The sequence below is a fragment of the Pseudomonas sp. JL3 genome (assembly GCF_031570575.1).
GTDB lineage: Bacteria > Pseudomonadota > Gammaproteobacteria > Pseudomonadales > Pseudomonadaceae > Aquipseudomonas > Aquipseudomonas cucumis.
This window is the reverse complement of sequence record NZ_JAKWJK010000008.1, coordinates 31,393-57,815: the sequence shown is the minus strand read 5'-3', so window position 1 is coordinate 57,815 and position 26,423 is coordinate 31,393. Positions and strand designations below refer to the sequence as shown.

The window sequence follows — 26,423 nt, the reverse complement described above, 5'->3', positions numbered from 1 at the left end:
GCGGGCAAGCTCGCTCCCACAGGGTTCTCTGTTGGAACGCGATCATGTGTTCGACGCAAAAACCTGTGGGAGCGGGCTTGCCCGCGATTGACCGCGCAGCGGTCACCTGCATGACTGCGCTGGATCAAGGCTTTGAACACTGCGCGTTGGCGGCAGCGTTTGATCGTGGCAGGATGTCGGGGTTATCGACCGAGACCCCCTGACCATGCCGCTATCCCAAGCCAAGAATCTGTCCCTGATCGCCGCAATCGACCTGGGCTCCAACAGCTTTCACATGGTCGTGGCCAAGGCCCAGAACGGCGAAATCCGGATTCTCGAGCGTCTCGGGGAGAAGGTTCAGCTGGCCGCCGGCATCGACGAAGAGCGCCAACTCAGCGAAGAATCCATGCAGCGCGGGCTCGATTGCCTGAAGCGTTTCGCCCAACTGATCAGCGGTATGCCGCCCGGCACCGTGCGGATCGTCGGCACCAACGCCCTGCGCGAAGCCCGTAACCGCGCCGAATTCATCCATCGCGCCGAAGAAATCCTCGGTCATCCGGTAGAAGTCATCTCCGGCCGTGAAGAAGCGCGCCTGATTTACCTCGGCGTCTCCCACACCCTCGCCGACACCCCGGGCAAGCGCCTGGTGGCTGACATCGGCGGCGGCAGTACTGAATTCATCATCGGCCAGCGTTTCGAGCCGTTGCTGCGCGAAAGCCTGCAAATGGGCTGCGTCAGCTTCACCCAGCGCTATTTCAAGGATGGCAAGATCACCCCGGCCCGCTACGCCCAGGCGTACACCGCGGCGCGGCTGGAGATCATGAGCATCGAACACGCCCTGCACCGCCTGACCTGGGATGAAGCCATCGGCTCCTCGGGCACCATTCGCGCCATTGGCCTGGCGCTGAAGGCCGGCGGGCATGGCACTGGCGAAGTGAATGCCGAAGGCCTGGCCTGGCTCAAGCGCAAACTGTTCAAACTCGGCGATATCGAGAAAATCGACTTCGAAGGCATCAAGCCCGATCGCCGGGCAATCTTCCCCGCCGGCCTGGCGATTCTCGAAGCGATCTTCGATGCCCTCGAATTGCAACGCATGGATCACTGTGAAGGCGCGCTGCGCGAAGGCGTGCTCTATGACCTGCTGGGCCGTCATCATCACGAAGACGTCCGTGAACGCACGCTCAGCTCGCTGATGGAGCGTTACCACGTCGACCTGGAACAAGCCGTACGAGTTGAGCGCAAGGCACTGCACGCCTTCGATCAAGTGGCTGAAGACTGGGACCTTAATGACGGCGTCTGGCGCGAATTGCTGAGCTGGGCAGCCAAGGTCCATGAGGTGGGCCTGGACATCGCCCACTATCAGTACCACAAGCACGGCGCCTACCTGATCGAGCACTCGGACCTGGCCGGATTCTCCCGCGAAGACCAGCAAATGCTCGCGCTGCTGGTACGAGGCCACCGACGCAACATTCCCAAGGACAAGTTCGCCGACTTCGGCGACGACGGCATCAAGCTGATTCGCCTGTGCGTGCTGCTGCGCTTTGCGATTCTGTTCCATCACATCCGCGGCACCCAGGAAATGCCACAAGTCGTGCTGCACGCCAATGGCGACAGCCTGGATGTGTTGTTCCCGGAACACTGGCTGGACGACAACCAGTTGACTCAAGCCGACTTCGCCCTTGAAGCGGAATGGCTGACCCGCGTCAGCTTCGTGCTCAACGTCCGCTAAACCCTATGGCGAGGGAGCAAGCGCCCTCGCCACAATGTCTAGTCCTGAAATAGGGCGATCCACATGGATCGCCCTATTTTGTATCAACCGAACCTACGTTAACGAACGGCCAGAATCGGGCTACCCAAACGCTCAAGCAAAGTTGCCTGGGCACTGCGCGGGTTTTGGTTGCCGGTTGGCGTATTGCGCACGTAGCGACCGTCCGCCTGCAGGCTCCAGCTGTGGGTGTTGTCGGTGAGATAGAGCTCCAGCTCTTTCTTGACCCGCATGATCAGCTTCTTGCCTTCGACCGGGAAGCAAGTCTCGACGCGCTTGTCGAGGTTGCGCTCCATCCAGTCGGCGCTGGACAGGAACATCTGCTCTTCACCGCCGTTGAGGAAGTAGAAGACCCGGGTGTGCTCCAGGAAGCGACCGATGATCGAGCGCACGTGAATGTTGTGGGATACGCCAGCGATGCCCGGGCGCAGGCAGCACATGCCGCGCACCACCAGATCGATACGTACCCCGGACTGACTGGCCTTGTACAACGCACGGATAACCTTCGGATCAGTTAGCGAGTTGAACTTGGCGATGATGTGCGCCGGTTTGCCGTCCAGAGCGAACTGCGTCTCCCGGGCAATCATGTCGAGCATGCCCTTTTTCAACGTGAACGGCGCATGCAGCAGTTTCTTCATGCGCAGGGTTTTACCCATGCCGATCAACTGGCTGAACAGTTTGCCGACGTCTTCGCACAAGGCATCGTCGGAGGTCAGCAGGCTGTAGTCGGTGTACAGACGGGCGTTGGCCGCGTGGTAGTTGCCGGTACCCAAGTGGGCGTAGCGGACAATCTCGCCAGCCTCGCGACGCAAGATCAGCATCATCTTGGCGTGGGTCTTGAAGCCGACCACGCCGTAAATCACTACCGCACCGGCCGCTTGCAGACGGCTGGCCAGTTGCAAGTTGGATTCTTCGTCGAACCGCGCACGCAATTCGATCACCGCCGTCACTTCCTTGCCGTTACGCGCAGCGTCCACCAGCGCATCGACAATCTCGGAGTTGGCGCCGCTGCGATACAACGTCTGACGAACCGCCAGTACATGCGGATCCTTGGCCGCCTGGCGCAGCAAGTCGACCACCGGGGTGAACGATTCGAACGGGTGCAGCAGCAGAATGTCCTGCTTGCTGATCACGCTGAAAATGTTCTCGCTGTTTTGCAGCAGTTTCGGGATCTGCGGGGTAAACGGGGTGTATTGCAGCTCCGGATGACTGTCCAGGCCGGTGATGCTGAACAGCCGGGTCAGGTTGACCGGGCCGTTGACCTGATACAGCTCGGTCTCGTGCAGGTTGAACTGCTTGAGCAGGTAATCGGACAGGTGTTTTGGGCAAGTGTCGGCTACTTCCAGCCGCACTGCGTCACCGTAGCGACGGGAGAACAACTCGCCGCGCAGGGCGCGGGCCAGGTCTTCTACGTCTTCGGTATCGACCGCGAGGTCGGCGTTTCGGGTCAGGCGGAACTGGTAGCAACCCTTGACCTTCATGCCCTGGAACAGGTCATCGGCATGGGCGTGGATCATCGACGACAGGAACACGTAGTTGTCGCCGGGCCCACCGACTTCTTCCGGCACCTTGATGATCCGCGGCAGCAGACGCGGTGCCGGAATAATCGCCAGACCGGAGTCGCGACCGAAGGCGTCGATGCCTTCGAGCTCGACGATGAAGTTCAGGCTCTTGTTCACCAGCAACGGAAACGGGTGCGTCGGGTCGAGGCCGATCGGGGTGATGATCGGCGCAATCTCGTCGCGGAAATAACGACGAACCCAGGTCTTGAGCTTGGTGGTCCAGTAGCGGCGACGGATGAAGCGGACCTGATGTTTTTCCAGTTCCGGCAACAGAATGTCGTTGAGGATCGCGTATTGGCGATCGACATGACCGTGCACCAATTCGCTGATGCGGGCCAGGGCCTGGTGCGGTTGCAAGCCATCGGCACCGGCCTGTTCACGGGCGAAGGTGATCTGCTTCTTCAAGCCGGCCACACGAATCTCGAAGAACTCGTCCAGGTTGCTGGAGAAAATCAGCAGAAACTTCAGCCGCTCCAGCAATGGGTAGGACTCATCCAGCGCCTGTTCCAGCACGCGGATGTTGAACTGCAGTTGCGAGAGCTCACGATGGATGTACAGGCTGCTGTCATCCAGCCCGGGAATGGCAATCGCTGGTGCCGCCACAACGGGCTCGGCCACTACCGCGGGTGGAGCAGGCTCCAGTTCCGGCGGGGTTTCGGCGATTTGCTCCACCACAGGTTGAGCATCTTTTACGGCAACTTCAGTGAGTCCTTCGGTATTCATCGAATGTTCCTGGGAGGGCTATTTCTGCTCTCGTAACAATTGAGCAGCACGGACGGCAAAGTAAGTCAGGATGCCATCAGCGCCTGCACGTTTAAAAGCGGTCAGGGATTCGAGGATAACCCCTTCGCTCAACCAGCCATTCTGGATCGCTGCCATGTGCATGGCGTATTCGCCGCTGACCTGATAGACAAAGGTCGGCACTTTGAATTCTTCTTTGACCCGGTAAAGGATATCCAGATACGGCATGCCTGGCTTGACCATGACCATGTCCGCGCCTTCTGACAAGTCCGCCGACACTTCGTGCAGGGCTTCGTTGCTGTTGGCCGGGTCCATCTGATAGGAGGCCTTGTTGGCCTTGCCCAGGTTCAGCGCCGAGCCCACCGCATCGCGGAACGGGCCGTAATAGGCGCTGGCGTATTTGGCCGAGTAAGCCATGATCCGCACGTTGACGTGATCGGCCAGCTCCAGCGCCTCGCGGATTGCCTGGATGCGACCGTCCATCATGTCTGACGGGGCCACCACCTGAGCGCCGGCTTCGGCGTGGGACAGGGCCTGTTTAACCAGTGCGTCGACGGTAATGTCGTTCTGCACGTAGCCTTCTTCGTCGAGGATGCCGTCCTGACCGTGGGTGGTGAACGGGTCCAGCGCGACGTCGGTGATCACACCCAACTCCGGGAACCGGTCACGCAGGGCTCGGGTGGCGCGCTGGGCGATGCCGTTCGGGTTCCACGCTTCGGCGGCGTCCAGGGATTTGAGCTCTGGTGGTGTCACCGGGAACAATGCCAGCGCCGGAATCCCCAGCTCGACCCACTTGGCCGCTTCTTCCAGCAACAAATCGATGGTCAGGCGTTCGACACCCGGCATCGAGGCCACCGCTTCGCGACGGTTTTCACCGTCCAGCACGAACACCGGCAGGATCAGATCATCCACGGTCAGTACGTTTTCACGGACCAGTCGACGCGAGAAATCATCACGACGGTTGCGACGCAGGCGGGTTGCAGGAAACAAACGGTTGGCGGGGGTAAAGCTCACGGCAGACTCCTGAGCCCGCGCTGGCGGGCGAGCGTGACAGTTATAAGCGGCCATTATGACGAACGTATTACAGTTATGTGCAGGTAGCCGCATTCCATTGTCCTTGTAGGAAATGTTCACGTCGAGACACATTTGGACACTTTCATGAATGTGCACGAAGCGTTAGGCTGCGCGTTCATTTCGCCAGCACCCAGACAATGCTCCAACAATTTCTTCAGGAATTCGGCTACTTCGCCCTCTTTCTCGGCACGTTCTTCGAAGGCGAAACCATCCTGGTGCTCGCGGGCTTCCTTGCGTTCCGTGGATACATGGACATCAAGGTGGTAATGCTCGTGGCATTCCTCGGCAGTTATGCCGGCGATCAGCTGTGGTACTTCCTGGGACGCAAGCACGGGCGCAAATTGCTGGCGCGCAAACCGCGCTGGCAACTGATGGGTGATCGGGCGCTGGAACATATCCGCAAGCACCCGGACATCTGGGTGCTGAGCTTCCGCTTTGTCTACGGGTTGCGCACCGTGATGCCGGTGGCGATCGGTCTGTCGGGCTATCCGCCGGGACGTTATTTGCTGCTCAACGGAATTGGCGCAGCCATCTGGGCCGCCGCGCTGGCTTCCGCTGCCTATCACTTCGGCGCGGTGCTCGAAGGCATGCTCGGCAGCGTCAAGAAGTACGAGCTATGGGTGCTGGGCGCCCTGCTGGTACTGGGCTTTTGCCTGTGGCTGCGGCGGCGCTTCAAGAATGCCCGTCTGGCGAAGAAGATCTACGCCGACGAGCAAGCGCTGAAAGCCGAACAGGCCAAGTCCAGCGAACCTACGACGCCCATCGAGTGAAGCGGTTTCTACAACAGTAGAGACCGATTCCGCTGAGCAGACTGTAACTGAGCAGCCCCAGCCAGCCCACCACACTGCTCGGCCATAGTCCGACCATTGGCGCCAGCCATACCAGCGGCAGGTTCGATGCCAGCCGCAATAGCTCCAGTTTCAGTGCCTGCGGGCGATTCTCCAGGGCCACGCCCAACACAAACAGCCCCCATGCCACAGCCCCCCAGCCCAACACCAGGGCTGAAGTCGGCAGGCTCTGCTCCAGGTTCATCAAGTAACTGCCCAAGGCGATGTAGACGCAAAATTGCAGTGCCACATACCACTGCTGGCGCCCGTCCAGCGGCACCTCGAATTTGCGGAACTGGCTCAGGTCCGGTTTGTTCATCGGGTATTTGGCCGCGACATCCGCCGGCCGCCAACCGGTGCGCATGAACCAGATCCGCAGCTTGTCCCACCAGCGTTCGGCGCGCCGGGCGTCATCCCACAGCTGCGCATAGAACTGCACGTTCGCCCATAAGGGATTCCAGCTCGCCAGCGGTGTGGTCACGCCGAAAATCACCGGCTCGTTGTCGTCCTCTTCCTGGAACGAGCCAAACAGGCGGTCCCAAATAATGAACACCCCGCCGTAGTTGCGATCCATGTAGAGAGCGTTCTGTGCATGGTGAGCCCGATGATTGGACGGTGTGACGAAGAACCATTCGAACCAGCCGAGCTTGGGGATGTGCCGGGTATGCACCCAGAACTGGTACAGCAGATTCAGCGCCGCAACGCTGACGAACACCAGCAGCGGCACGCCGAGCACGGCCATGGGCAGGTAGAAAATCCAGCTCAACAGAAACCCCGTGCTGGTCTGGCGCAAGGCCGTGGAGAGGTTGTAGTCCTCGCTCTGGTGATGCACCGAGTGGGCGGCCCAGAGGATGTTGCGCTCGTGGCCCATGCGATGCAGCCAGTAATAGCAGAAGTCGTAGAAGACGAAAGCAAACACCCAGACCCAGACGCTGTCGGCCGACAGCTCAATCACGGCCAGATGCTTCAGGGCGAAGGCATAAGTCACCAGGCCGACGCCTTTGGTCAACAGGCCTGTGGTAGTCGACAGCACACCGGTACTGACGCTGTTGATCGCGTCTGCCACGCGGTAATTGCTCACCCCGCGCCAACGGTCGGCCAGCAACTCGACCGCAATCAGCACAAAGAAAAACGGCACCGCATACAGAATGAAGTCCATGACGCGCCCTGATCAGAATCGTTCAGCAGAGATTAGGTGTAGCCGCGTATCAACCCTATGGCAACGAGTGACAAATTAGTGGACATTTAACGCCATGAATCTGGAGAAACGCCCATGAGCAAAAAAATTGCAGTGATCCTTTCCGGTTGCGGCGTGTATGACGGCGCCGAGATCCACGAAAGCGTGATCACCCTGCTGCGGCTGGACCAGCGCGGTGCCCAGGTGCAGTGTTTCGCACCCAATATCGCGCAATTGCATGTGATCAACCACCTGACCGGCGAAGAAATGCCCGAGTCGCGCAACGTGCTGGTGGAATCGGCGCGGATCGCCCGGGGCAACATCAAGGATATCCGTGAAGCCAGCGTCGAAGACTTCGATGCGCTGATCGTTCCTGGCGGATTCGGGTCGGCCAAGAACCTGTCGAACTTTGCCGTCGAAGGCGCCGGTTGCAGCATTCAACCTGACGTCCTGGCGCTGACCGAAGCATTCGCCGAGGCCGGCAAACCGGTGGGGCTGATCTGCATCTCGCCGGCCCTGGCGGCCAAGATCTACGGCCCAGGTGTGACCTGCACCATCGGCAACGATGCCGATACCGCCGCCGCGATGAGCAAAATGGGCGCCACCCATGCCGAGTGCGCAGTGACCGACATCGTCGAAGACAAGGCGCGCAAGCTAGTGAGCACTCCGGCGTACATGCTGGCGCAATCGATCAGCGAGGCTGCTTCCGGCATCAACAAGCTGGTCGACCGCGTACTGGAACTGACTCACGAAAACGACGAGTAACGCGAACCTTTGTAGGAGCCTTGATCGTTCACTCCGCGTGGGAACGATCATTACCTACGCGATAAGCGCGTAAGAATCCGGTCCAGCGCATTGGCGAACGCTTGCTTCTCGCGATCGCCAAACGGTGCTGGCCCACCGCTCATCTGCCCCTGCTCACGCAGATCGGTGAACAGGTTACGCACCGCCAGTCGATCGCCCATGTTCTGCGCATCGAACTCCTTGCCCCGTGGGTCCAGCGCCGCAACGCCGTTCTTTACCAGCCGATCCGCCAGCGGCACATCGCTGCAAATCACCAGCTCACCCGGCACCGCGTGTTCCACCAGGTAATCATCGGCGGCATCCGGGCCGCTGGGCACCACGATCAGCTTCACCAGGGCGAGGCCCGGTTTGATCTGCGGCTGCCCGGCCACCAGCACCACTTCGAACTGGCGCTTGAGGGCGAACTTCACCACCAGATCCTTGGCTGCCCGAGGGCAAGCGTCGGCATCGATCCACACGCGCATTGTGTTTTCCTCTTCCAAAAAAATCGCGAGCAGGCCCGCTCCCACAGGTTATACGCAATCCTGTGGGAGCGAGCCTGCTCGCGATTGTGAGCGCAGCGAATGCTTTTAAGAAACCGGCAGACGCCGCTTCTCGGCCATCCGGCTACGGCTGTACAGCACGATGATCGCAATGATCGCCACGGCCTGCGCACTCAGCGAATAGGCATCAGCGTGGATCCCCAGCCAGTCGAAGTCAAAGAACGGCACCGGCCGCGTGCCGAAGATCCCGGCTTCCTGCAACGCCTTCACGCCATGGCCGGCAAACACCACCGACAACGCGCACAGCAGCCCGGCATTGATGCCAAAGAACAACGCCAGCGGCAGTTTTGCCGAGCCGCGCAGAATCACCCACGCCAGACCGATCAGTAATACCAGCGCCGTCGCCCCGCCCGCCATTACAGCGTTGTGCCCTGCCGGCCCGGCCTGCAACCACAGGGTTTCGTAAAACAGGATCACTTCGAACAGCTCGCGATACACCGAGAAGAACGCCAGGATCGCAAAGCCGAAACGCCCGCCACCGCTCACCAGGCTGCTCTTGATGTAATCCTGCCAGGCCGCTGCGTGGCGACGGTCGTGCATCCACACCCCGAGCCAGAGCACCATGACACTGGCAAACAACGCCGTCGCACCTTCCAGCAGTTCACGCTGGGCACCGCTGACGTCGATCACATACGCCGCCACCGCCCAGGTCGCCAGCCCGGCCAGCAGTGCCAGGCCCCATCCGATATTGACGCTGCGCACCGCCGATTGCTGACCGGTATTGCGCAGGAACGCGAGGATCGCCGCGAGCACCAGAATCGCTTCCAGACCTTCTCGCAACAGAATCAACAGACCGGAAATGTAGCTCAGCGACCAGCTCAAGCCATCACTGCCGAGCAGGCCAGCGGACTCTTTCAATTTGGCTTTGGCCGCCTCCAGACGCTGCTCGGCCTGGGCCACCGGCAAGCCATCCTGCAACGACTGGCGGTAAGCCATCAGGGACTTCTCAGTGTCTTTGCGCACGTTGGCGTCGACGTTGTCCAGAGAGCTTTCGACCAGCTCGAAGCCTTCCAGGTACGCCGCCACCGACAGGTCGTAAGCCTGATCGTGATCGCCGGCGCGGTAGGCTGCGATGCTCTTGTCCAAGGTGGCCGCCGTGTAATCCAGCAACTGCCCCGGGCCACGCTTGACCTGCGGCGGTTGCGCTCGTTGCGCACGGAAGGTCGCGGCCGCTTGCGACCCCTCGGCGGCCTGCACTTCGGCTGGCGTCTGACGTGCCAGGTCGGCGATGTTGTAGGTTTTCCCGGATTTTGCCGCGGCCGGGTCGGCGCTGAAGCTGGCGATGTAGGTCGCCAGGTCCCAACGTTGGCGATCATCCAGTTGATCGGCGAAGGCCGGCATGTCGGTGCCTTCGACGCCCATGCCCAGCGTGTTGTAGATCGCATAGAGGCTCAGACGGTCCAGGCGCACGGCATCGCGCAAATTGGCCGGCGGTGGCGTCATGCCGACGCCTGCCGGGCCATCACCAGCGCCCGCATCGCCATGGCATACCGAGCATTGCTGGGCATACAGCGGCGCGCCGCGAGTCGGGTCCGGGGTGATGACCGGGGCCTGGCTGACCTCATAGGTCACCGCCAGTTTCGCCCCCAGCTGCCGCGCCTGACGGGCGACATCCGCGCCGTCCTTGCGAGCGGCGATTGCAGCGCCAAGGTTGCTGACGCCCTGCTCCAGCTCTGCGCGTTCGGGTTTGGCCGGCAAGTCGGCGATCAAACCTTGCAGCACCTTCAGGAATTCCTGCTGTTCGCGGTATTCAGACTCATCGATGATTTTGCCCGCCTCGACCGTCGCCGGGTAATCGGCGCCGATGTAATCGAGCAAATGCAGGGCCTTGGGCGCACCTTCCGCGGTTTCGGCCAGCGCATTGAAGCTGCAAAACGCGATCACCGGCAGCACGAGCCACGCCAGAAAACGAGAGGAGGCAATCATGAATAAATCTCAAATGGAAATACGAAGTAACACATTGTTCACTCCCAATGAGTTTCACTCAAGCTTTGTTGGTATTTCCAGAGCGAAACGCTGAGGTATCAGGCCTGAAATAAGCAGTGGCACGCTGTGGAATAATGAAATTAAAAAGCCATTACATAGCCAGCATCCCTGTTTATAATGCCGCGCCGTCGTTATAGCGATGCGGCATTTAAGCTCCTCTTTTTATGAGGAATTGGCAGGAGGCCAAAGCCCTGCCGATGGTCCCAACAGCCCGACCAGCACGCGGCTGCTTATATTCAGGGAAGACGTACCCCTTATGGCATTCCGTGCCCCCACCTTGATCGCGCTCAGCGCTGTCACATTGCTTTCCGGCTGCTCGGCCTTTCGTAACTACGATTCGGAACTTGCGCAAACCAACCAGCAATTGGCTTCCGGCAACGTCGACGCCGCATTGACCCTGCTGGAAAAGAACAACACCAGCAAAGACAAAGACCTGCTCTACTACTTCGAGAAGGGTGAACTGCTGCGCGCCAAGGGCGACTTGTCGGGCAGCCAGAACGCCTGGACCAGCGCCGATCAGGTGGTGGGCAAGTGGGAAGATGCGGTCAAGCTCGACACCGACAAATACCTGGCCCAGTTCGGCAGCTTCCTGGTCAACGACAAGGTTCGTCGCTACGAAGGCTACGACTACGAAAAAGTCATGCTGACCACGCAGATGGCCCTCAACCTGCTGGCAGTGAATGACTTCGACGGCGCGCGCACCGCAATCAAGAAGACTCACGAGCGTGAAGCGGTGATCGCCGACCTGCGTGACAAGGAATACCTCAAGAGCGAAGAGCAAGCCGAGAAAGAAGGCGTCAAAACCCAGTACAAGGATCTTCAGGGCTATCCGGTGGCCAGTCTCGATGCCCCGGAAGTGGTCGGTCTGAAAAACAGCTACCAGAGCGCATTCAGCCATTACCTGGCCGGTTTCGTCTATGAAGCCCTGGGCGAGAAAGATCTGGCGGCGCCGGGTTATCGCAAGGCCGCCGAGCTGCGCCCGAACACACCGCTGCTGGAACAGGCGCTGGTGAATCTCGACAAACCCGCCAAGAACGATGACAGCGACATCCTGATCGTTGTGCAAAGCGGCCTGGCGCCGTCCCGCGACTCGATCCGCATTCCGCTGCCATTGCCGATCAGCAACAACGTGGTGATCACGCCGCTGTCGTTTCCGATCATCAAACCGGACACCTCCACCGCTACCTTCGCCCAGATCGGCGTGGACGGTCAGCAGCTGGACTTGACCCAACTCAACAGCACCACCGCCATGTCCCGTCGCGCGCTGCGTGATGACATGCCGGGCATCATCCTGCGCACCACCGTGCGGGCGATCACCCGTGGCGTGGCACAGAAGCAGATCAACGAAACCAACCCACTGGCCGGTCTTGCGGTCGGCATCACTTCAGCCGTACTCGAAGGCGCCGATACCCGTACGTGGCGCACGCTGCCGGACAACACTCAGGTGGTGCGTCTGCGTCTGAAGAAAGGCGAGCATAGCCTCACGCTGCCGAGCGCCGTGGGCGGCTCGGTGGTCAAGGTCAACGTCGATCAGCGTTTTCAGGTCATCACCCTGCGCGCCGTGGGCAATCAAGTATTCGCCAGCGGCCTGGCTGCGCACGTGATCCCGAGCGCCAACCCGACCGCCGTGGCCAGCCTCAAACAACCTTAAGAACGGAGTCTTTGCATGCGCTTCAAATTCATCGCTGTCGTCGCCCTCGCCTTGCTGGCCGGCTGCGCCACCCCGCCACCGCCGGAGCCAGGCAGCGCTGCCAGCAAGGTCGTGGCCATGGGCCCGCAGAAACACATCGTGGTCGGCGCCATGCGCGTCGCCCGCGAGAACGGTTTCATGACCGTTAATGTGCAGTTGAGCAACACCCTCAACAGCAACAAGACGTTCTACTACCGCTTTGCCTGGCTCGGCCCGGAAGGCTTCCCGGTGGCCGAGGAAGAAGTCTGGAAAAGCCAGATGATGTACGGCGCGCAGACCAGCTTCATTCAGGCTATCGCGCCAACCGCCAAAGCCGTGGATTTCCGTCTCGAAATCAAAACGCCTTAAGCCCGACACCCTATTCGTTCAGTTCTAGAGAGCATTCCCATGTTTGCACGCTTTTCGTTCATCGCCGTCATTGCCCTCCTGGCCAGCGGTTGCGCCAACACTTCGCCGACCCTGGGCAGTAAAAACATCAGCTACGGCGACACCAAAGCCGTGGAAACCGTGACCAACGAGTTCGGCTCCACCGACCTGCAGATGATCGCCGAATCCATGACCCGCTCCCTGGCCCAGTCCGGCATCCTGCAAGGCCGTCCGGTGGTTCAGGTCTACGACGTGAAGAACAAGACCAGCGAGTACATCGATACCCGCGAAATCACCACCAGCATCAAGACCCAGTTGATGAAGACCGGCGTCGCCCGCTTCGCCAGCGACAACACCGCGATGCAAAGCCAGGTCGACCAGCTCAAGCTGCAAAACCAGAGCGGCTTGTACAAGAAAAGCACCGTGGCCAAGACCGGCAACATGATCGCTGCCAAATATCGCATCGAAGGCTCGATCAGCTCGATCGTCAAACGCAGCAGCGACTACAAGGACGTCTTCTACAAATTCAGCCTGCAGTTGATCGACGTTGAAAGCGGTCTGGCCGAGTGGATGGACGAAAAAGAGATTCGCAAAACCACGGAGCGTTAATCGATGCGCGCATGGATTGGCATGATGGCCCTGGCTTGCGCGTTCAGCGTGCAAGCGGCCCCGAAAGTCGCAGTAGCGGACCTGGCGTATCAGGAACGGGTGGAGCAATACGTCCACACTGTTTCGGCCCAGAGCAACCACAGCCAGAGCTATTACGGCGCCAGCGGTTCGTCCAGTTACGAAGAGTACGAAGCAACCAGCAGCTACATCGAGCAAGGTGAACTGCGAAAATTCACCGGCGACATCAAGGGTGAGATTCTGCGCACCGGCATGTTCCAGCTGGTGCAGGGCACGCCTTACACCGCATCGTCCAAAGGTGATGTGTATGACGTGATCAAGCGCATCAAGGCCGGCAGCTTCAAGGGTGCCGACTATGTGCTGTTCGGCACTGTGTCAGACATCGACTTCACCCGCGACATGAATGAACTGGCCAACACCGACAGTTATTCAGCGGTGCTGGGGCTGACGCTAGTGGCGGATTTCAGCCTGATCAATACCAAGACCTTCGAGATCACCTCGGCCTTCACGGCGATGGGCGAAGGTCAGGACACCAAACTGGTGAATGGCCGGGATATCAAGATTTCGCTGAACCGCCCACGGGTGGTGCGCGATGTGTCCAAGGCATTGGGTGAGGATGTGGCTGCGCAACTGAGCCAACAGCTCGGTGGCGGTGGCTACGAGCAGCCGGGGCAAGCGCCGTTGCGCAATAACCTGCCTCGGGATACGGCACCGGTGATTCTGCACTGAGCAGGCTCTGATCGTTCCCACGCTCCGCGTGGGAATGCAGCAACCAGGGACGCTCTGCGTCCCAAAGAGCCGAACGCGGAGCGTCCGTTGAGGCATTCCCACGCAGAGCATGGGAACGATCAGGCGACCTGAAGAGGTCGCCTTTTTTGTGCCTGAAGGTTTTACACCGCCGCTTTGCGCAGGGTCGCCATGAACGCCGCCGCGCCGATGAACAGCCCGGCAAAGGTGCGGTTCATGCGTTTTTGCTGCTTGGGCGTACGCAGCAAACGCAGCACCTTGGCCGCCAGACCGGTGTAGCCGGCCATGACGATCAAGTCGACACAGATCATGGTCACGCCGAGAATCAGGTACTGAGCCACCAGCGGCGCGTGGGGATCGATGAATTGCGGCAGCACCGCGAGCATGAACACCAAGGCCTTGGGGTTGCTGACGTTTACCAGAAAACCGCGGAACACCAGCGCCATCGGCTTGCCGATCTGCCGGATGGCCGCGTCGTCGTTCATATCATTGGGCAACGCGCGCCATTGCTTGACCGCGAGGTAGACCAGGTAGGCCACGCCGAACCATTTGATCGCATAGAAAGCCGTAGCGGAGGCCGTGAGGATCGCACCGACACCGGCAGCAACAATCGCAATCTGCAACGCAAGGCCCAGTTGCAAGCCCAAGGCGTTCCAGTAACCGCGCCAGAAACCATAGCGCAAACCGCTGGACATCGACGCAATGGCGCCGGCACCGGGAGACAGACTAATCACCCAGCAGGCGGCAAAAAACGCCAGCCATGTTTGAAGCACCATCGCACACCTCGACTCAGACTCGTGACAGACGTCTAAGCTAATGCGCCTTTGGGCCGATGACTACCGATTTTTTGTAGGACAGAGCGACTGTCGACCAGCGTTTACGGCTTGAAGGGCCCATCGCCTGACAGACCGCCATCGCGGGCAAGCCCGCGAAAGCGGTGTGTCAGGCAACAGAAGGCTTACCTTTCGAAGCCGCTCGAAGGGAACACATCAGTACCGCGCCAGCGTCGAACCGAACGCTGGAAGAAAAGGCTATTGGGCACTTGCACCATAGCGCTGCCGGTACCGAGTTCTTCGGCTTCGATAAGCGTGGTGTAGAGCAGATTGATCGCCACCACCCGGCCTTTGACGCCGGGCTTGTCGGTCGTATCCACCAACTCGACCACATCACCGATACGGAATGGGCCGACGGTGAAGATCAGGATCGCGCACAGCAGGTTGGAGAGCACGCTCCACATGGCGAAAAACGCCACGGCGGCCACCGCAACGAAACCGGACAACGCCGTCCAGAGCACCGTGGCCGACACGCCGAGGCGTTCCAGCACGAAGATCAACGCGCTGCCCATGATCAGCCAGCGCAAACCGCCGCGCAGCGGCATGAAAAACTGCGGCGGAAACGGGTAGCGCTCACCCAATCGCGTCAGGCATTTAGCGACGATTCGCTGGACGATATAACCGGCCAGCAGGATCAGCAGAATTTGCACGACCAGCCAGAGCGGCTCGACCCACATCGCCGGCAACGGCAGCTTGAAGGCTTCCATCAGGAGAGTGCCTCCAGCTCCGCCTGCATGCTTTCGAGCAGTTCCAGCGCTTCCATCCAGGCTTCTTCCAGTTCGGCTTCACGCACCTTCAGCTTGGCTTGTTCAGCCAGCAGATCACGCAAATCGTTCTTGCGCATCGGCTCGTAAATGTCGCTGTCGCCAAGGCTGGTATCGATTTTCGCCAGCTTCTCGTGCAGCTTGCCCAACTCGGCTTCAAGCTTGTCGGCCTCACGCTTGTGCGGTGCCAGTTGCTGACGCAACGCAGCAGCGGCCTGGCGCTGGGCCTTCTTGTCGGTCTTGTCCGGATTAACCGGGGTATTGCTGACCGGGGCATTGCGTTGACGGTATTCGACCAGCCAACGGGCGTAGTCTTCCAGGTCGCCGTCGAACTCCTCGACCTTGCCGTCTGCCACCAGATAGAAATTGTCAGTGGTGCTTTTGAGCAGATGGCGATCGTGTGAGACCACCAGTACCGCGCCACTGAACTCCTGCAGGGCCATGGTCAGCGCCAGACGCATTTCCAGGTCCAGGTGGTTGGTCGGTTCGTCGAGCAGCAACAGGTTCGGTCGATCCCAAGCGATCAAGGCCAAGGCCAGACGCGCCTTCTCACCGCCGGAGAAATTCAGTACCGGCTCATCGATACGCGCGCCGCGGAAATCGAACCCGCCGAGGAAATCGCGCAGGGTCTGCTCACGCTCGGTCGGCGCCAGGCGCTGCAAGTGCAGCAACGGGCTGGCCTTGGAGTCAAGGGAATCCAGCTGATGCTGGGCGAAGTAGCCAACGACAGTGTTTTCACCGCGCGTCAGGCGACCGGCCAACGGCTCAAGCTCACCGGCGAGGTTTTTGATCAGGGTCGATTTACCCGCGCCGTTGGGGCCGAGCAAACCGATCCGCGCGCCGGGGGTCAGTTGCAGCTTGACCTTCTCCAGCACGGCTTTGTCGCCGTAACCCAGTCGAGCATCCGATAGGTCAATCAGTGGGCTGGAAATTTTCGTCGATTCGCGGAAGACGAAGTCGAACGGCGAATCGACGTGGGCGGCGGACAGCTCTTCCATCCGCTCCAGCGCCTTGATCCGGCTCTGGGCCTGACGGGCCTTGGTGGCCTGGGCCTTGAAGCGGGCGATGTAGCTTTCCATGTGCGCACGTTGCGCCTGTTGCTTCTCGTAGGCCTGTTGTTGCTGGGCCAGACGTTCGGCACGGGCGCGTTCGAAGGCGCTGTAACCACCGCGATACAGGGTGATCTTGCGTTGATCGACGTGGGCTACGTGATCGACCACGGCATCGAGGAAGTCCCGGTCGTGGGAAATCAGCAGCAAGGTGCCGGGGTAGCTTTTAAGCCACTCTTCGAGCCAGATGATGGCGTCAAGGTCCAAGTGGTTGGTCGGTTCGTCGAGCAGCAACAGGTCCGAAGGGCACATCAAAGCCTGCGCCAGGTTCAGACGCATCCGCCAGCCACCGGAGAAATCTCCTACCTGTCGATCCATCTGCTCGTTGGTGAACCCAAGGCCGGCCAGCAGCTTTCGAGCCCGAGCGTCGGCGGTGTAGCCATCGGCGCTGTCGAGTTCCGAATGCAGGCGGGCCTGAGCGGCACCGTCGTGGGCTGCTTCGGCTGCCGCCAGGTCATGTTGCACCTGGCGCAGACGCAGGTCACCATCGAGCACGTAGTCGACCGCCAGGCGTTCGAGCGTCTCGATTTCCTGACGCATGTGGGCGATGCGCCAGTCGGCCGGCAGGAAGCAGTCACCCGAGTCCGGGTGCAGTTCGCCACGAATCAAGGCGAACAGGCTCGATTTGCCGGCGCCGTTGGCACCGATGAGGCCGGCTTTGTGGCCGGCGTGCAGGGTCAGCTCGGCGTCTTCTAGCAGACGTTGCGGGCCACGCTGTAAAGTCAGGTTCTGAAGTCGAATCATAATGGCGGCGGAGTCTACCAGCTTCGCTCGCAACTGGCGCGAGTAGCACTATGTCCTCTGACCTGTGGAGCTTTTCCGTTTTCACTTATTCCCGTCGCGGGGTGGAACGTGCGTGCCTGCAATTGCAGTCGGCAGGCGTGAATGTGTGCCTGCTGCTATGCGGGTTGTGGCTGGAAGAGCGTGGAGTTACCTGCAACAAGCAACGCTTGCAGCTGCTTCGCGATGTAGCCGGGCCTTGGGACGCGGATGTCGTGCAACCGTTGCGCGCCTTGCGCCTGCAATGGAAAGCCGCCGCTAGCGAGGATGCCGGGCTGAATGATTTGCGCGAACAAGTAAAGTCACTAGAGATGGAAGCCGAACGACATCTGTTGTCACGGCTGGAAAGATTGGCACAGAGTTGGCCGCAGTGTGAGGAGACCGAACGAACGGCCTGGCTGGAAGGTGTGGCAGCAGACGCCGCCAACCTGGACCGCGACGCGCTGCATCAGCTGCGCGTCGCGGCAACCGGCACTTAGGAAGCGCTGGTTGGGGTGGTGCTGGTGCTCGACGACGCGGCTGGCGTTGGCGCAGACGTGGTGGTCGAGGTGGTTGCTGCCGGCGAGGGCGAAGCCGAGGAAGCCGGGGCCGGAGTTGCTGGCTTGATCGTTGGCGCAGCGGCCGGCTTGGCAGTGGCGACTGGCTTTTTCACGGCCGGTTTTGCTGCTGGCTTAGCTGCTGGTTTTGCAGCCGGTTTTGCAGCCGTTTTTGCGGCGGCTGGTTTGGCAGCAGCAGGTTTCGCAGCAGCAGTTTTGGCAGCCGGTTTAGCGGCTGGCTTGGCAGCGGGTTTAGCCGCTGGTTTTGCAGCAGGCTTGGCTGCGGCGGTTTTAGCCGCGACAGGTTTAGCGGCTGGCTTGGCAGCCGGTTTAGCGGCGGCAGTTCTAGCGGCTGGCTTGGCAGCAGATTTAGCCGCTGGTTTTGCCGCTGCAGTTTTTGCCGCGGTGGTTTTTGCAGCTGTTTTAGCAGCAGCTGGCTTGGCGGCAGGTTTGGCAGCCGTCGTTTTAGCCGCTGGTTTCGCAGCACTGGCAGCGACTGGTTTTTTCGCCGCCGGTTTTGCAGCTGGCTTGGCTGCGGCTTTCACTACAGCTTTGGCAGCAGGCTTGGCCGATGCTTTTACAGCAGCCGGTTTGGCAGCGGCTTTCTTCGCAGGTGCCGCAGCTGGCTTGGCCGAACGCAGGGACAACGCCTTGCCGACAGCCTCTTGGACACGACCGACACCCTGGGCCAGTTTCAGGCTTTCTTGAGCGTCGCGTTTGAGTTGCAGGATGTAGCTGCGCGTTTCGGACTGGCGATCCTTGAGGGCATCGAGCAAGTCCTCAAGTTCTTTCACCGCATCTTTGGCTTTGGCTTGCGCCTTGGCTTTGCCGGCCGCCGCAGCGTCCTGCAATTTGGTCCGGGATTTGTGCAGTTTTTCCTGCGCTTTTCCGCGCTGCTTTTCCAACTTGGCGAGCAGTTTTTCAGCATCAGCCATAGCTTGGGAACAAGCGTTTTCCAAATGCTCGAGCAAGCTGCCCGAGAGTTGTTGGAGTAAGTGCAACGGAGTATTTACAGGCTTCTTGGTGGCCGACATGGTTTACCTCCTGGCTGACGTGAATGCGGCTCATACTAGACCTCTGCTGCTACCGCCGCTAGGGCATGTTGACAGTATCTAAAGTACTCCGTTGCAACGAATCAAAAAAGTTCTGCGCTTAGATAAAACCAGTTCACCTTCGAGCGCATTCGCACTGGCATAATCCTGCGCATCTCAGGTCGGAGAGTGCCCATGTCGCGCTACCTTTTTTTATCGCTGTGCGTGTTTTTTTCCGTGGCCCAGGCCGCCGAAAAAATCGCCGCAAATGACGCTCACGATCTCGCTTACAGCTTGGGCGCAAGCCTTGGCGAACGCTTGCGCCAGGAAGTTCCGGATCTGCAACTCCAGGCCCTGCTCGAAGGTTTGCAGCAAGCCTATCAAGGCAAGCCGCTGGCACTGAAAGATGAGCGAATCGAACAGATTCTGGCCGAGCATGAAGCCCGGGTTGCCATGCAATCGCCTGTGCCGCAAAGCGAATTGGCTTTGGAAAACGAGCGACGTTTTCTAGCCGAGGAAAAAGCCAAACCTGGCGTTCGCGAAATGGCCGATGGAATATTGCTGACAGAGTTGGCGCCGGGCACCGGTACCAAGGCCGGCCCCAATGGCAAGGTCCAGGTGCTGTATATCGGACGCCTGCCTGACGGCACAGTGTTCGACCAGAACAGCCAGCCGCAGTGGTTCAGTCTTGATAGCGTAATCGGCGGATGGCGCAGTGCGTTGCAAAACATGCCGGTCGGCGCGAAATGGCGTCTGGTGATTCCATCGGCCCAAGCCTATGGTGCCGACGGTGCCGGCGACTTGATCGCGCCGTTCACCCCGCTGGTATTCGAAGTCGAATTGCGGGGTGCTACAAGCTGAATGCCGGAAACGAAAAACGGCGCGCCTTGCGCACCGTTTTCAGTTTCTAGCCGAGAAGGGTTCAGGCCTGAACCGAACTTTCTTCCTTGTGAGCAGTGTGCAGCACTTCGATCAGGCAATCTTCCAGCTCGAAGCGCTCACGCAGTTGGCTGCCCAGTTTTTCCAGCGCTTCAGCGAAACGCTCCGTATCGTTGCAATCACCTTTGTGGCAATGATCATTGAAGGACAGGGCCATCTCGGTGCTCACGTCGATACGCGGGTTGATCTGCTTCACCAGTTCAAGGCCGCCATCGTCGCCAAAGGCCTTCGCCTCATTGACCAGATGCTCGCTCACTTCGAAGTGCCAGGCAGAAACATAATCGACAAGAATCTCGCAGAACCGACCGTTCAAGGACTTGTCGGCGAAAGCCGGTTTGGCATTTCGCAAGTCGTGGAATGCCTTTACCAACTCTTCACGCTCTTGTAGCCAGCGGTCAATGAGCTTATGAACCCCACCCCAGCGTTCCTGAGCATTCTGACAACTATCTAACATGGCGATCTCACTTCCCTAATGGGTCATGCCGTTCTACGCCTGCCCCCAACACTCGGCACATCCGGTCTTGGTCAGGCAGAACAGCAACGAGCAACATAATTCCAATGACACGTGCGGGCCAGATTATGCCCGCGCGCCTATGGCTTCAAGGTACGCAGGAGATAAAGTTCATACAAGTGTTTAATCACCTGGCAGTACCCGGTGCGACGACTCGCCGCTGAGCGGTCGCTGACATGCGATCCAGACAAGGCGCAACAACTGATACCCGCCCAGAATCATCATCGCAACGAAGAACAGCAGACTCCATTCCGGGATGCTCAGGTCGAACAGCGTCCAGGAAATTTCCGCACAGTCGGCGGTTCCTTTAAACATTCGCTGCACGACACACAACCAGGGCGTACTGGCGAACAGATCGGCCAAATTGGGCGAACATGCCGATAGCTGATGCACCGGATTGCTCTGCAACAGAACTTGCCGCCATGCCGTGACGGTACCCGCCAGACTGCAAAGCAGACCCAGCAACCAATACAGGAAGGATCCAAAGCGGCCAGGTCCCTGCACTGAAGCCGCCAGGCAGACAGTCGTGAGCAGTGCCAGGCAAACTCGCTGCAACAGGCACAACCCGCAAGGCTTGAGGCCGACCACATATTCCAGGTGATAGGAAACGCCCAAGGCCAGGGCACCTGCAATGAAAACCATGAAAAACAAGGAGCGTGAGCAGGCCAAAGACATGGCTTTTCCGTAACAGTAGAGACAGGTGGTTACGGTAGAGGAAAGCGCGGCAGCCTTTCAAGGCAGGCCGCCACGGACACTTCACCAGAAGTGTAGGGAATTCCCGACAGTGTCGAGAGGATTTGATGTAGTCCTTTGTAGGACTTTGCCGGTGAAGGATTACAACGCTGAAACAGTGGCGGATTCGAAGCGACTGCGCTCTTTTATAAGAAGATCAAAAAATCGCAGCCTTCGGCAGCTCCTACATTGGCCCCGCGCGCGAATCAAACGTGAGCCGGCACCGGCAGCGGTGCCGCCAGCAAGCGCTCATCCAATAGACCCAAGCCCTCCTGGAACAGCTGATTACTGCGTTCGGTGTCACCCAGTTGCGCCAGCAATCGCGCCAGTTCGGCGCAGGCTTCAGGGTTGCGCTGCACACGCAGGCTGCTTTCCAGATAATCCCTGGCCTTACCCCATAGACTGCTTTGCAGACACAAACGGCCCAGCGTCAGCAACAGGCTCGGATCGGCGGGATGATCTTTGAGCCAACCCTCGGCGGTGTGCAGTTGCCTGGCCGGATCGCTGCCGCGAACCAGCCCGTACAGGCGTGCCAGATGGCTGTCGTACTTGCGCTTGAGGGCTGCACGCAGGACCTCTTCGGCCTCTACCTGCGCCCCCAGTTGCCGCAATTGCTCGGCATAGGCCAGCACCAGTTGCGGTTCCTGACGCTGAGCAGCGGTGAGTTGCTGCCAGGCGCGATTGAGCGATTGCAGACCAACCGTTCCGTCCTCTTCCCGGTGCGCCGCCAACGAAAGATTTTCACCCCAGGCGCGGCGCTCCAGCTCAGCCAGTTCCGCCGGTGGCAGCACCTTGTCCTTGCGTAACTCTGGCAATAAGCGAATCACTGCCGACCAGTCGCCCCGCTGCTGATGCAGGCGCTGCAACTGGCGCAGAGTCTGGACGTTATGAGGATGACGCTCGTGCATGGCTTGCAGGGTGACCAGAGCGCCTTCAGTGTCGCCGCGGTCAGTCTGCAATTGGGCATGGTTCAAGGCAATCGCCAGCTCGGCCTGGGGCTGCCGCTCGAGGGCGCGCTCCAGCAGGTTGTCGCTTTCCTCGTAGTGACCTTGTTCGTTCGCGGCGCGGGCGGCACCGAGGTAATAGAGCAACGGCTGGCGCTCGGCCTCCGCTGCGCGATACAGATGACGCTGCGCACTGGCCCAGCGGCCCTCGGCCAGATCCAGCTGACCGTGCTCGATCGCCACTTGCACCCGTCGACTGCGATTGCGCCGTGACCATGGGTTGACCACTCCACCGGAAGTCGTCACCAGCTCAATCAACGCCTTGATGCCCCAGAACACCAGCCACAGCACGACCACCAGGGCCAGAGTTGCCCACAGGCTCGATTCGTAACGGAAAGTTTTGTAGGCGATCAGCACATAGCCGGAATGCTCGGCAATCGCCAATCCCAGCGCGGCGGCAGCGGCGATGACCACGAACACGATCACATAGAGGCGCTTCATGGCGTGGCCTCCTGCATAGTGTTCGCGGCAGGTTTGGCCAGAGGTTTCACCGAATCCTCGGCGTTGACGTTGCGCCGTTCAAGATAGGCCTGAACCGTACTCAACGTGCCTGTCAGATCTGGCGTGACCACCGTGACCGGCTGCTTGCTCAGTTCGACCACCTGCTCGAGCATGATTTTGCTCTGAGGGTTGTCCGGGTTGAAATTGCCCTTGAGCACGTCCCGCGCTTCGGCCAGCGCCTGGGTGTAAACCGCGGCCTGGCCATTGAGCGCGGCCCACTGTGCTTGCTCCAGCGCCAGGCTCAGGGCCAGACGCACTTGGCTCAGACTCTGTCCTGCCAGCAACGGCCGGACATTCTTGTCAGCGCTGAAATCGATGCGGATATAACGGGAGATCTGATCCCACCATTGCGCCCAGCGACTGGCACCGTCGCCATCGGCGGTCAGGCCCAGCAGGGATTCGCCACGGTCCTTGTACTCAGGCGCCAACTCGGTGAGGTTGATCACTTGATCGCGCAAGGCACCCAGTCGCAGGAACAGCCCGGTGCGATCCGGCTGTTCGGTACTGCGCAGGGCTACCAGGGTTTTGGCCACTTGCTCGCGAGCGGCAAAAGCCCCCGGGTCGTTCTGTTCACGGAGAATTTCATCGGCGCCCTGCACCAGAGCCTGGGCGCTGCTGATGTCCTGCAACGCAGACAGGCGCAGGCTGGCCAGACGCAGCAAGTGCTCGGCTTCAGCCAGACGCCAGTCCTTGCGGCTGGCACCGAGGACGGTTTCCAGACGTTGATTCAGACGCTGCTGATCGCCCTGAAGTTGAGTGACCAGACGACTGCGTGCGTCGAGCTCCTCGGCGGCAGGCATTTGCTCGAGGCGAGCCGTCAGGCGTTGCTCGTTGAGCTTCAGGCTCTGCGCCTGATCATTCAACGCCTGTAGTTGACTCAACTGTTGTTGGTTATTGGCTTGCAGGTGACGCACCTGCCAGACTCCCCAACCGCCCACGGCAACTCCGGCCGCGCCCAACAATAGCGCGACGATTGCCAACCCATTGCCTCGGCGCTGCTCAACAGCAGGTGGCGCAGTTTCAACCGGTGCATCAGCCGGTGCATCAAGCACGGGCCGGACGTCATCTTTAGGCAAGGCTGTTTCGCTCACGTATCCATCCTTTGCATTAGAAAACGGGCACGGGATGTTCCCGTAACGCCGCCAGCAATGCCGCGGCACTGGCGCCACGACAATCCACAACTGTTTGGGCCCCGGCGGCACGTGCCAGCTCGGCGACCCTGGGGCTTGGAACAAACAACGGCAACCGCGCCATGCTCGGCCAGGCATCGCCAGCCAGTCGGTGCAGGTGCTCAAAACCCTGTCCACTGCTGACCACCAGCCCGTTCAAGTGTTCCGCCTTGATCCGGTCAGGCAGCGTTGCCGACGGGTACCGCGGTAAACCGCGTCGGTACAACTCCAGATACTCGACACTAGCACCAAGCTCGCGTAAACGCTCAGCCAGCAGCTCGCGGCCACCCTCCCCGCGCATGATCAGCACCCGCGGATCGGGTCGGATAACAGCCTCACGCAACGGCACAAGCTCAAGCAATGCTTCGCTGTCGTCGCCGTCGACCGGGAAGCTCACATCCAGTCCGTTATCCTCGAGGATCTGCGCCGTCGCCGCGCCCACGCTAAACCATTTCGGAGCCGGTGGCTGCGGCCAGTACTGGTTGAGCAGATCGACCGCGATTCTGGCGGCCGGTTTGCTGACCACGATCACCGCGCAATAGCGTTCCAGGTTCTGAATCACTTCGCGCATTGTGTCAGAGGCGGGAATCGGCTCGATATCCAAAAGCGGCAAGCTGCTGCTGAAAACCCCCGCGTCGGCCAACACACGGGCAAGCGCCGCCGATTCATCCGCAGGGCGCGTCAACAACAGGCGCCAGCCAGTCACTCGTGCCCTGCCTCGCCATAGACTGCTTTCAGAATGTCGGCGGCGCCCTGGCTCAGCAGGTCTTCGGCCACTTGCACACCCAATGCCTCGGCATCAGCCCGTGGCGCACGGGCCTCGGCGCAGAGCAGTAGACCGCCGCTCGGATCGCCTACCAACCCACGCAACCAGATCTGCTCACCTTCAAGCACGGCGTAGCAAGCAATTGGCACTTGGCAGCCGCCATTCAAATGTTTGTTGAGAGCACGCTCGGCAGTAACACGAATGGCCGTGTCCTGATGATGCAACGGCGCCAGCAGCGCGTGGATTTCAGTGTCGGCGCTACGGCATTCGATACCGACCGCGCCCTGGCCACCGGCCGGCAGACTGTCTTCGGCACTGATGGCCGAAGCGATGCGGTCTTCGAAGCCCAAGCGAATCAAACCCGCCGCGGCGAGGATGATAGCGTCGTATTCGCCGGCATCGAGCTTGGCCAGGCGAGTGTTGACGTTGCCGCGCAGGAAGCGGATTTCCAGGTCCGGACGACGGGTCAACAGCTGAGCCTGACGACGCAGGCTGGAGGTGCCGACGATACTGCCTTTGGGCAACTCATCCAGGCTGGCGTAGGTGTTGGAAACGAAGGCATCGCGTGGGTCTTCGCGCTCGCAAATGCAGAACAGACCGAGGCCTTCGGGGAAGTCCATCGGCACGTCTTTCATGGAATGCACGGCGATGTCGGCTTCATTTTCCAGCAGCGCGTTTTCCAGTTCCTTGACGAACAGGCCCTTGCCGCCGATTTTCGACAGCGGCGAATCGAGCAGCTTGTCGCCGCGGCTGACCATGGGTACCAGCGTCACGAGCAGGCCCGGATGGGCCTGTTCCAGACGAGCCTTGACGTATTCGGCCTGCCACAGGGCGAGAGCACTTTTGCGGGTGGCGATGCGGATTTCGCGAGAGGACATGGATCAATCAATCCGTACTGAATAGATACGGCGGATAATAACAGCTCAGCCAAATCCACTTTGACTTGTATCAGAAACCGCATGGCCTCCCTGGCCCTCAATGTCCGGTAATAGGGTAGAAATCCGCCCTTAAAGCTGTTGCATCATTTTGCGCACGCCGGCCACATGACGTCGGCTGACGATCAGGGCATCGCCGTTCAGTCCTTTGAGAAACAGCTGGAAATGCCCCAGGGGCGTGCGTTGCAGCCGCTCGATGCGTTCGCGAGCAACCAGGGCGTTGCGGTGGATCCGCACGAAACGGTCGCCAAATTCGTCTTCGAGGGCCTTGAGTGGTTCGTCGAGCAGCACTTCACCGCCTTCATGACGCAAGGTGACGTACTTGTGGTCGGCAATGAAGTAGACCACCTGACCCAACGGAATCAGTTCGATGCCTTTTCGGGTGCGGGCGCTGATGTGGCTGCGCGGACCGCTACCGGTTTCGGCTGCCGGACGAGTCAAGGCCGCGAGCTGGACGCGATTGGGTCGCTCGGCTTTCTTTAATGCTTCGTGTAACTGTTCTGTGCGCACAGGCTTCACCAGATAGCCCACGGCGCTGGCCTGTAGGGCTTCCACGGCAAATTCATCGGGCCCGGTGCAAAACACCACGGCGGGCGGGGTTTCGCGTTCGCACAATCGTGCAGCCACTTGCAGGCCATCGAGGCCCGGCATGCGAATATCGAGCAGCACGATATCCGGTTTGTGACTGTCGATCAGTGCCAACGCCTCTTCGCCGTTCGTGGCGCTGGGCTCCAGGACATTGTATCCCTCGAGTTCGCCGACCATTCGGCTCAGGCGCTCGCGGGCCAGGGGTTCGTCATCAACGATCAGGACATTCATATTGCGCTGGATTCCTGCGTGAGTCTCGCACAAGGATAGCGTAGACAGGTGAAGTGACGTCCGTCACCGCGATCCACGCTAAGACTAGCGCGAGGGCCAAAAAGTGC

25 protein-coding genes are annotated in these 26,423 nt (G+C 60.1%); 9 read left to right on the top strand and 16 right to left on the bottom strand.

Features of this window, described 5'->3' with window-relative positions; translation table 11 throughout:
- The first annotated feature begins 205 nt into the window (after window positions 1–205).
- Window positions 206–1,708 (top strand): exopolyphosphatase, encoded by a 1,503-nt coding sequence (gene ppx, locus MMG91_RS15705; protein WP_305447361.1) that lies wholly within the window; start codon window positions 206–208, stop codon window positions 1,706–1,708.
- Between the two features lie 98 nt (window positions 1,709–1,806).
- Here the strand turns inward: ppx and ppk1 are convergent, their stop codons facing one another.
- Both ppk1 and hemB read right to left on the bottom strand, forming a co-directional pair.
- A complete protein-coding gene (gene ppk1 / locus MMG91_RS15700; protein ID WP_305447362.1) occupies window positions 1,807–4,029 on the bottom strand; it encodes a polyphosphate kinase 1 in 2,223 nt (740 codons plus the stop codon).
- Window positions 4,030–4,047: 18 nt separating this feature from the next.
- Window positions 4,048–5,061, bottom strand: coding sequence for a porphobilinogen synthase (hemB, locus tag MMG91_RS15695; protein WP_305447363.1), 1,014 nt, complete (start codon window positions 5,059–5,061; stop codon window positions 4,048–4,050).
- 197 nt (window positions 5,062–5,258) lie between these two features.
- Here hemB and MMG91_RS15690 point away from each other — a divergent pair, with 197 nt between their 5' ends.
- Window positions 5,259–5,891 (top strand): DedA family protein, encoded by a 633-nt coding sequence (locus tag MMG91_RS15690; protein WP_008076083.1) that lies wholly within the window; start codon window positions 5,259–5,261, stop codon window positions 5,889–5,891.
- Here the strand turns inward: MMG91_RS15690 and MMG91_RS15685 are convergent.
- Complete coding sequence (locus MMG91_RS15685) at window positions 5,872–7,107, bottom strand: sterol desaturase family protein (RefSeq protein ID WP_310660096.1); 1,236 nt, start codon at window positions 7,105–7,107, stop codon at window positions 5,872–5,874. The two genes, MMG91_RS15690 and MMG91_RS15685, sit on opposite strands and share 20 nt — an antisense overlap.
- A gap of 114 nt (window positions 7,108–7,221) precedes the next feature.
- Here MMG91_RS15685 and elbB point away from each other — a divergent pair, with 114 nt between their 5' ends.
- Entirely contained in the window at window positions 7,222–7,890 is a 669-nt protein-coding gene (gene elbB, locus MMG91_RS15680; protein ID WP_310660095.1) for an isoprenoid biosynthesis glyoxalase ElbB, read from the top strand.
- Between the two features lie 50 nt (window positions 7,891–7,940).
- On the opposite strand, the gene MMG91_RS15675 is transcribed toward elbB, so the two are convergent.
- A complete protein-coding gene (locus MMG91_RS15675; protein ID WP_007941612.1) occupies window positions 7,941–8,393 on the bottom strand; it encodes a YaiI/YqxD family protein in 453 nt (150 codons plus the stop codon).
- A gap of 105 nt (window positions 8,394–8,498) precedes the next feature.
- Window positions 8,499–10,397: an FTR1 family protein gene (locus tag MMG91_RS15670; protein ID WP_310660094.1), complete on the bottom strand. Its 1,899-nt coding sequence runs from the start codon at window positions 10,395–10,397 to the stop codon at window positions 8,499–8,501.
- Window positions 10,398–10,713: 316 nt separating this feature from the next.
- Between MMG91_RS15670 and MMG91_RS15665 the strand changes: the two genes are divergently transcribed.
- Genes MMG91_RS15665 through MMG91_RS15650 form a run of 4 tightly spaced genes read left to right on the top strand, consistent with a single transcriptional unit; the run spans window position 10,714 to window position 13,869 of the window.
- Window positions 10,714–12,108, top strand: a complete 1,395-nt coding sequence (locus MMG91_RS15665) for a hypothetical protein (RefSeq protein WP_310660093.1) — start codon at window positions 10,714–10,716, stop codon at window positions 12,106–12,108.
- 15 nt (window positions 12,109–12,123) lie between these two features.
- Entirely contained in the window at window positions 12,124–12,495 is a 372-nt protein-coding gene (locus tag MMG91_RS15660; protein ID WP_305447368.1) for a DUF1425 domain-containing protein, read from the top strand.
- Between the two features lie 39 nt (window positions 12,496–12,534).
- Window positions 12,535–13,122, top strand: a complete 588-nt coding sequence (lpoB, locus tag MMG91_RS15655) for a penicillin-binding protein activator LpoB (RefSeq protein WP_008012492.1) — start codon at window positions 12,535–12,537, stop codon at window positions 13,120–13,122.
- A gap of 3 nt (window positions 13,123–13,125) precedes the next feature.
- A complete protein-coding gene (locus MMG91_RS15650) occupies window positions 13,126–13,869 on the top strand; it encodes a hypothetical protein (RefSeq protein ID WP_007899342.1) in 744 nt (247 codons plus the stop codon).
- A gap of 161 nt (window positions 13,870–14,030) precedes the next feature.
- Here MMG91_RS15650 and MMG91_RS15645 read toward each other — a convergent pair whose 3' ends face one another.
- The 3 genes from MMG91_RS15645 to MMG91_RS15635 all read right to left on the bottom strand — a co-directional run bounded on the left by MMG91_RS15645 (window position 14,031) and on the right by MMG91_RS15635 (window position 17,337).
- Window positions 14,031–14,663: a LysE family transporter gene (locus MMG91_RS15645; protein ID WP_310660092.1), complete on the bottom strand. Its 633-nt coding sequence runs from the start codon at window positions 14,661–14,663 to the stop codon at window positions 14,031–14,033.
- A 182-nt stretch (window positions 14,664–14,845) separates the two neighbouring features.
- Window positions 14,846–15,427 (bottom strand): mechanosensitive ion channel family protein, encoded by a 582-nt coding sequence (locus MMG91_RS15640; protein ID WP_310660091.1) that lies wholly within the window; start codon window positions 15,425–15,427, stop codon window positions 14,846–14,848.
- Window positions 15,427–17,337 carry an ATP-binding cassette domain-containing protein gene (locus MMG91_RS15635; protein WP_305447371.1) on the bottom strand — a complete coding sequence of 637 codons (1,911 nt, stop codon included), beginning with the start codon at window positions 17,335–17,337 and terminating at the stop codon, window positions 15,427–15,429. Before MMG91_RS15635 ends, MMG91_RS15640 begins: the two co-directional genes overlap by 1 nt.
- A 50-nt stretch (window positions 17,338–17,387) precedes the next feature.
- Between MMG91_RS15635 and MMG91_RS15630 the strand changes: the two genes are divergently transcribed.
- Complete coding sequence (locus MMG91_RS15630) at window positions 17,388–17,852, top strand: TIGR02444 family protein (protein WP_305447372.1); 465 nt, start codon at window positions 17,388–17,390, stop codon at window positions 17,850–17,852.
- Here MMG91_RS15630 and MMG91_RS15625 read toward each other — a convergent pair.
- Window positions 17,849–18,943, bottom strand: coding sequence for an AlgP family protein (locus tag MMG91_RS15625; RefSeq protein ID WP_310660090.1), 1,095 nt, complete (start codon window positions 18,941–18,943; stop codon window positions 17,849–17,851). The genes MMG91_RS15630 and MMG91_RS15625 overlap by 4 nt on opposite strands.
- A 192-nt stretch (window positions 18,944–19,135) precedes the next feature.
- On the opposite strand from MMG91_RS15625, the gene MMG91_RS15620 reads away from it, so the two are divergent.
- A complete protein-coding gene (locus MMG91_RS15620) occupies window positions 19,136–19,801 on the top strand; it encodes an FKBP-type peptidyl-prolyl cis-trans isomerase (RefSeq protein WP_310660089.1) in 666 nt (221 codons plus the stop codon).
- Window positions 19,802–19,862: 61 nt separating this feature from the next.
- Here MMG91_RS15620 and MMG91_RS15615 read toward each other — a convergent pair whose 3' ends face one another.
- From MMG91_RS15615 to MMG91_RS15585, 7 genes are all read right to left on the bottom strand, one after another.
- Window positions 19,863–20,333 carry an Rsd/AlgQ family anti-sigma factor gene (locus MMG91_RS15615; protein ID WP_007941595.1) on the bottom strand — a complete coding sequence of 157 codons (471 nt, stop codon included), beginning with the start codon at window positions 20,331–20,333 and terminating at the stop codon, window positions 19,863–19,865.
- Window positions 20,334–20,513: 180 nt separating this feature from the next.
- On the bottom strand, window positions 20,514–21,065 hold the full coding sequence (locus tag MMG91_RS15610) for a disulfide bond formation protein B (protein WP_305447375.1): 552 nt from the start codon (window positions 21,063–21,065) through the stop codon (window positions 20,514–20,516).
- 263 nt (window positions 21,066–21,328) lie between these two features.
- Window positions 21,329–22,567, bottom strand: coding sequence for a heme biosynthesis protein HemY (locus MMG91_RS15605; protein ID WP_310660088.1), 1,239 nt, complete (start codon window positions 22,565–22,567; stop codon window positions 21,329–21,331).
- Window positions 22,564–23,718: a uroporphyrinogen-III C-methyltransferase gene (locus MMG91_RS15600; protein WP_310660087.1), complete on the bottom strand. Its 1,155-nt coding sequence runs from the start codon at window positions 23,716–23,718 to the stop codon at window positions 22,564–22,566. Before MMG91_RS15600 ends, MMG91_RS15605 begins: the two co-directional genes overlap by 4 nt.
- Window positions 23,719–23,734: 16 nt before the next feature.
- Window positions 23,735–24,502 (bottom strand): uroporphyrinogen-III synthase, encoded by a 768-nt coding sequence (locus MMG91_RS15595; protein WP_310660086.1) that lies wholly within the window; start codon window positions 24,500–24,502, stop codon window positions 23,735–23,737.
- Complete coding sequence (gene hemC, locus MMG91_RS15590; RefSeq protein WP_310660085.1) at window positions 24,499–25,440, bottom strand: hydroxymethylbilane synthase; 942 nt, start codon at window positions 25,438–25,440, stop codon at window positions 24,499–24,501. The genes MMG91_RS15595 and hemC overlap by 4 nt, the downstream gene beginning before the upstream one ends.
- Window positions 25,441–25,569: 129 nt before the next feature.
- Complete coding sequence (locus tag MMG91_RS15585; RefSeq protein WP_007899317.1) at window positions 25,570–26,316, bottom strand: LytTR family DNA-binding domain-containing protein; 747 nt, start codon at window positions 26,314–26,316, stop codon at window positions 25,570–25,572.
- Between the last annotated feature and the right edge of the window lie 107 nt (window positions 26,317–26,423).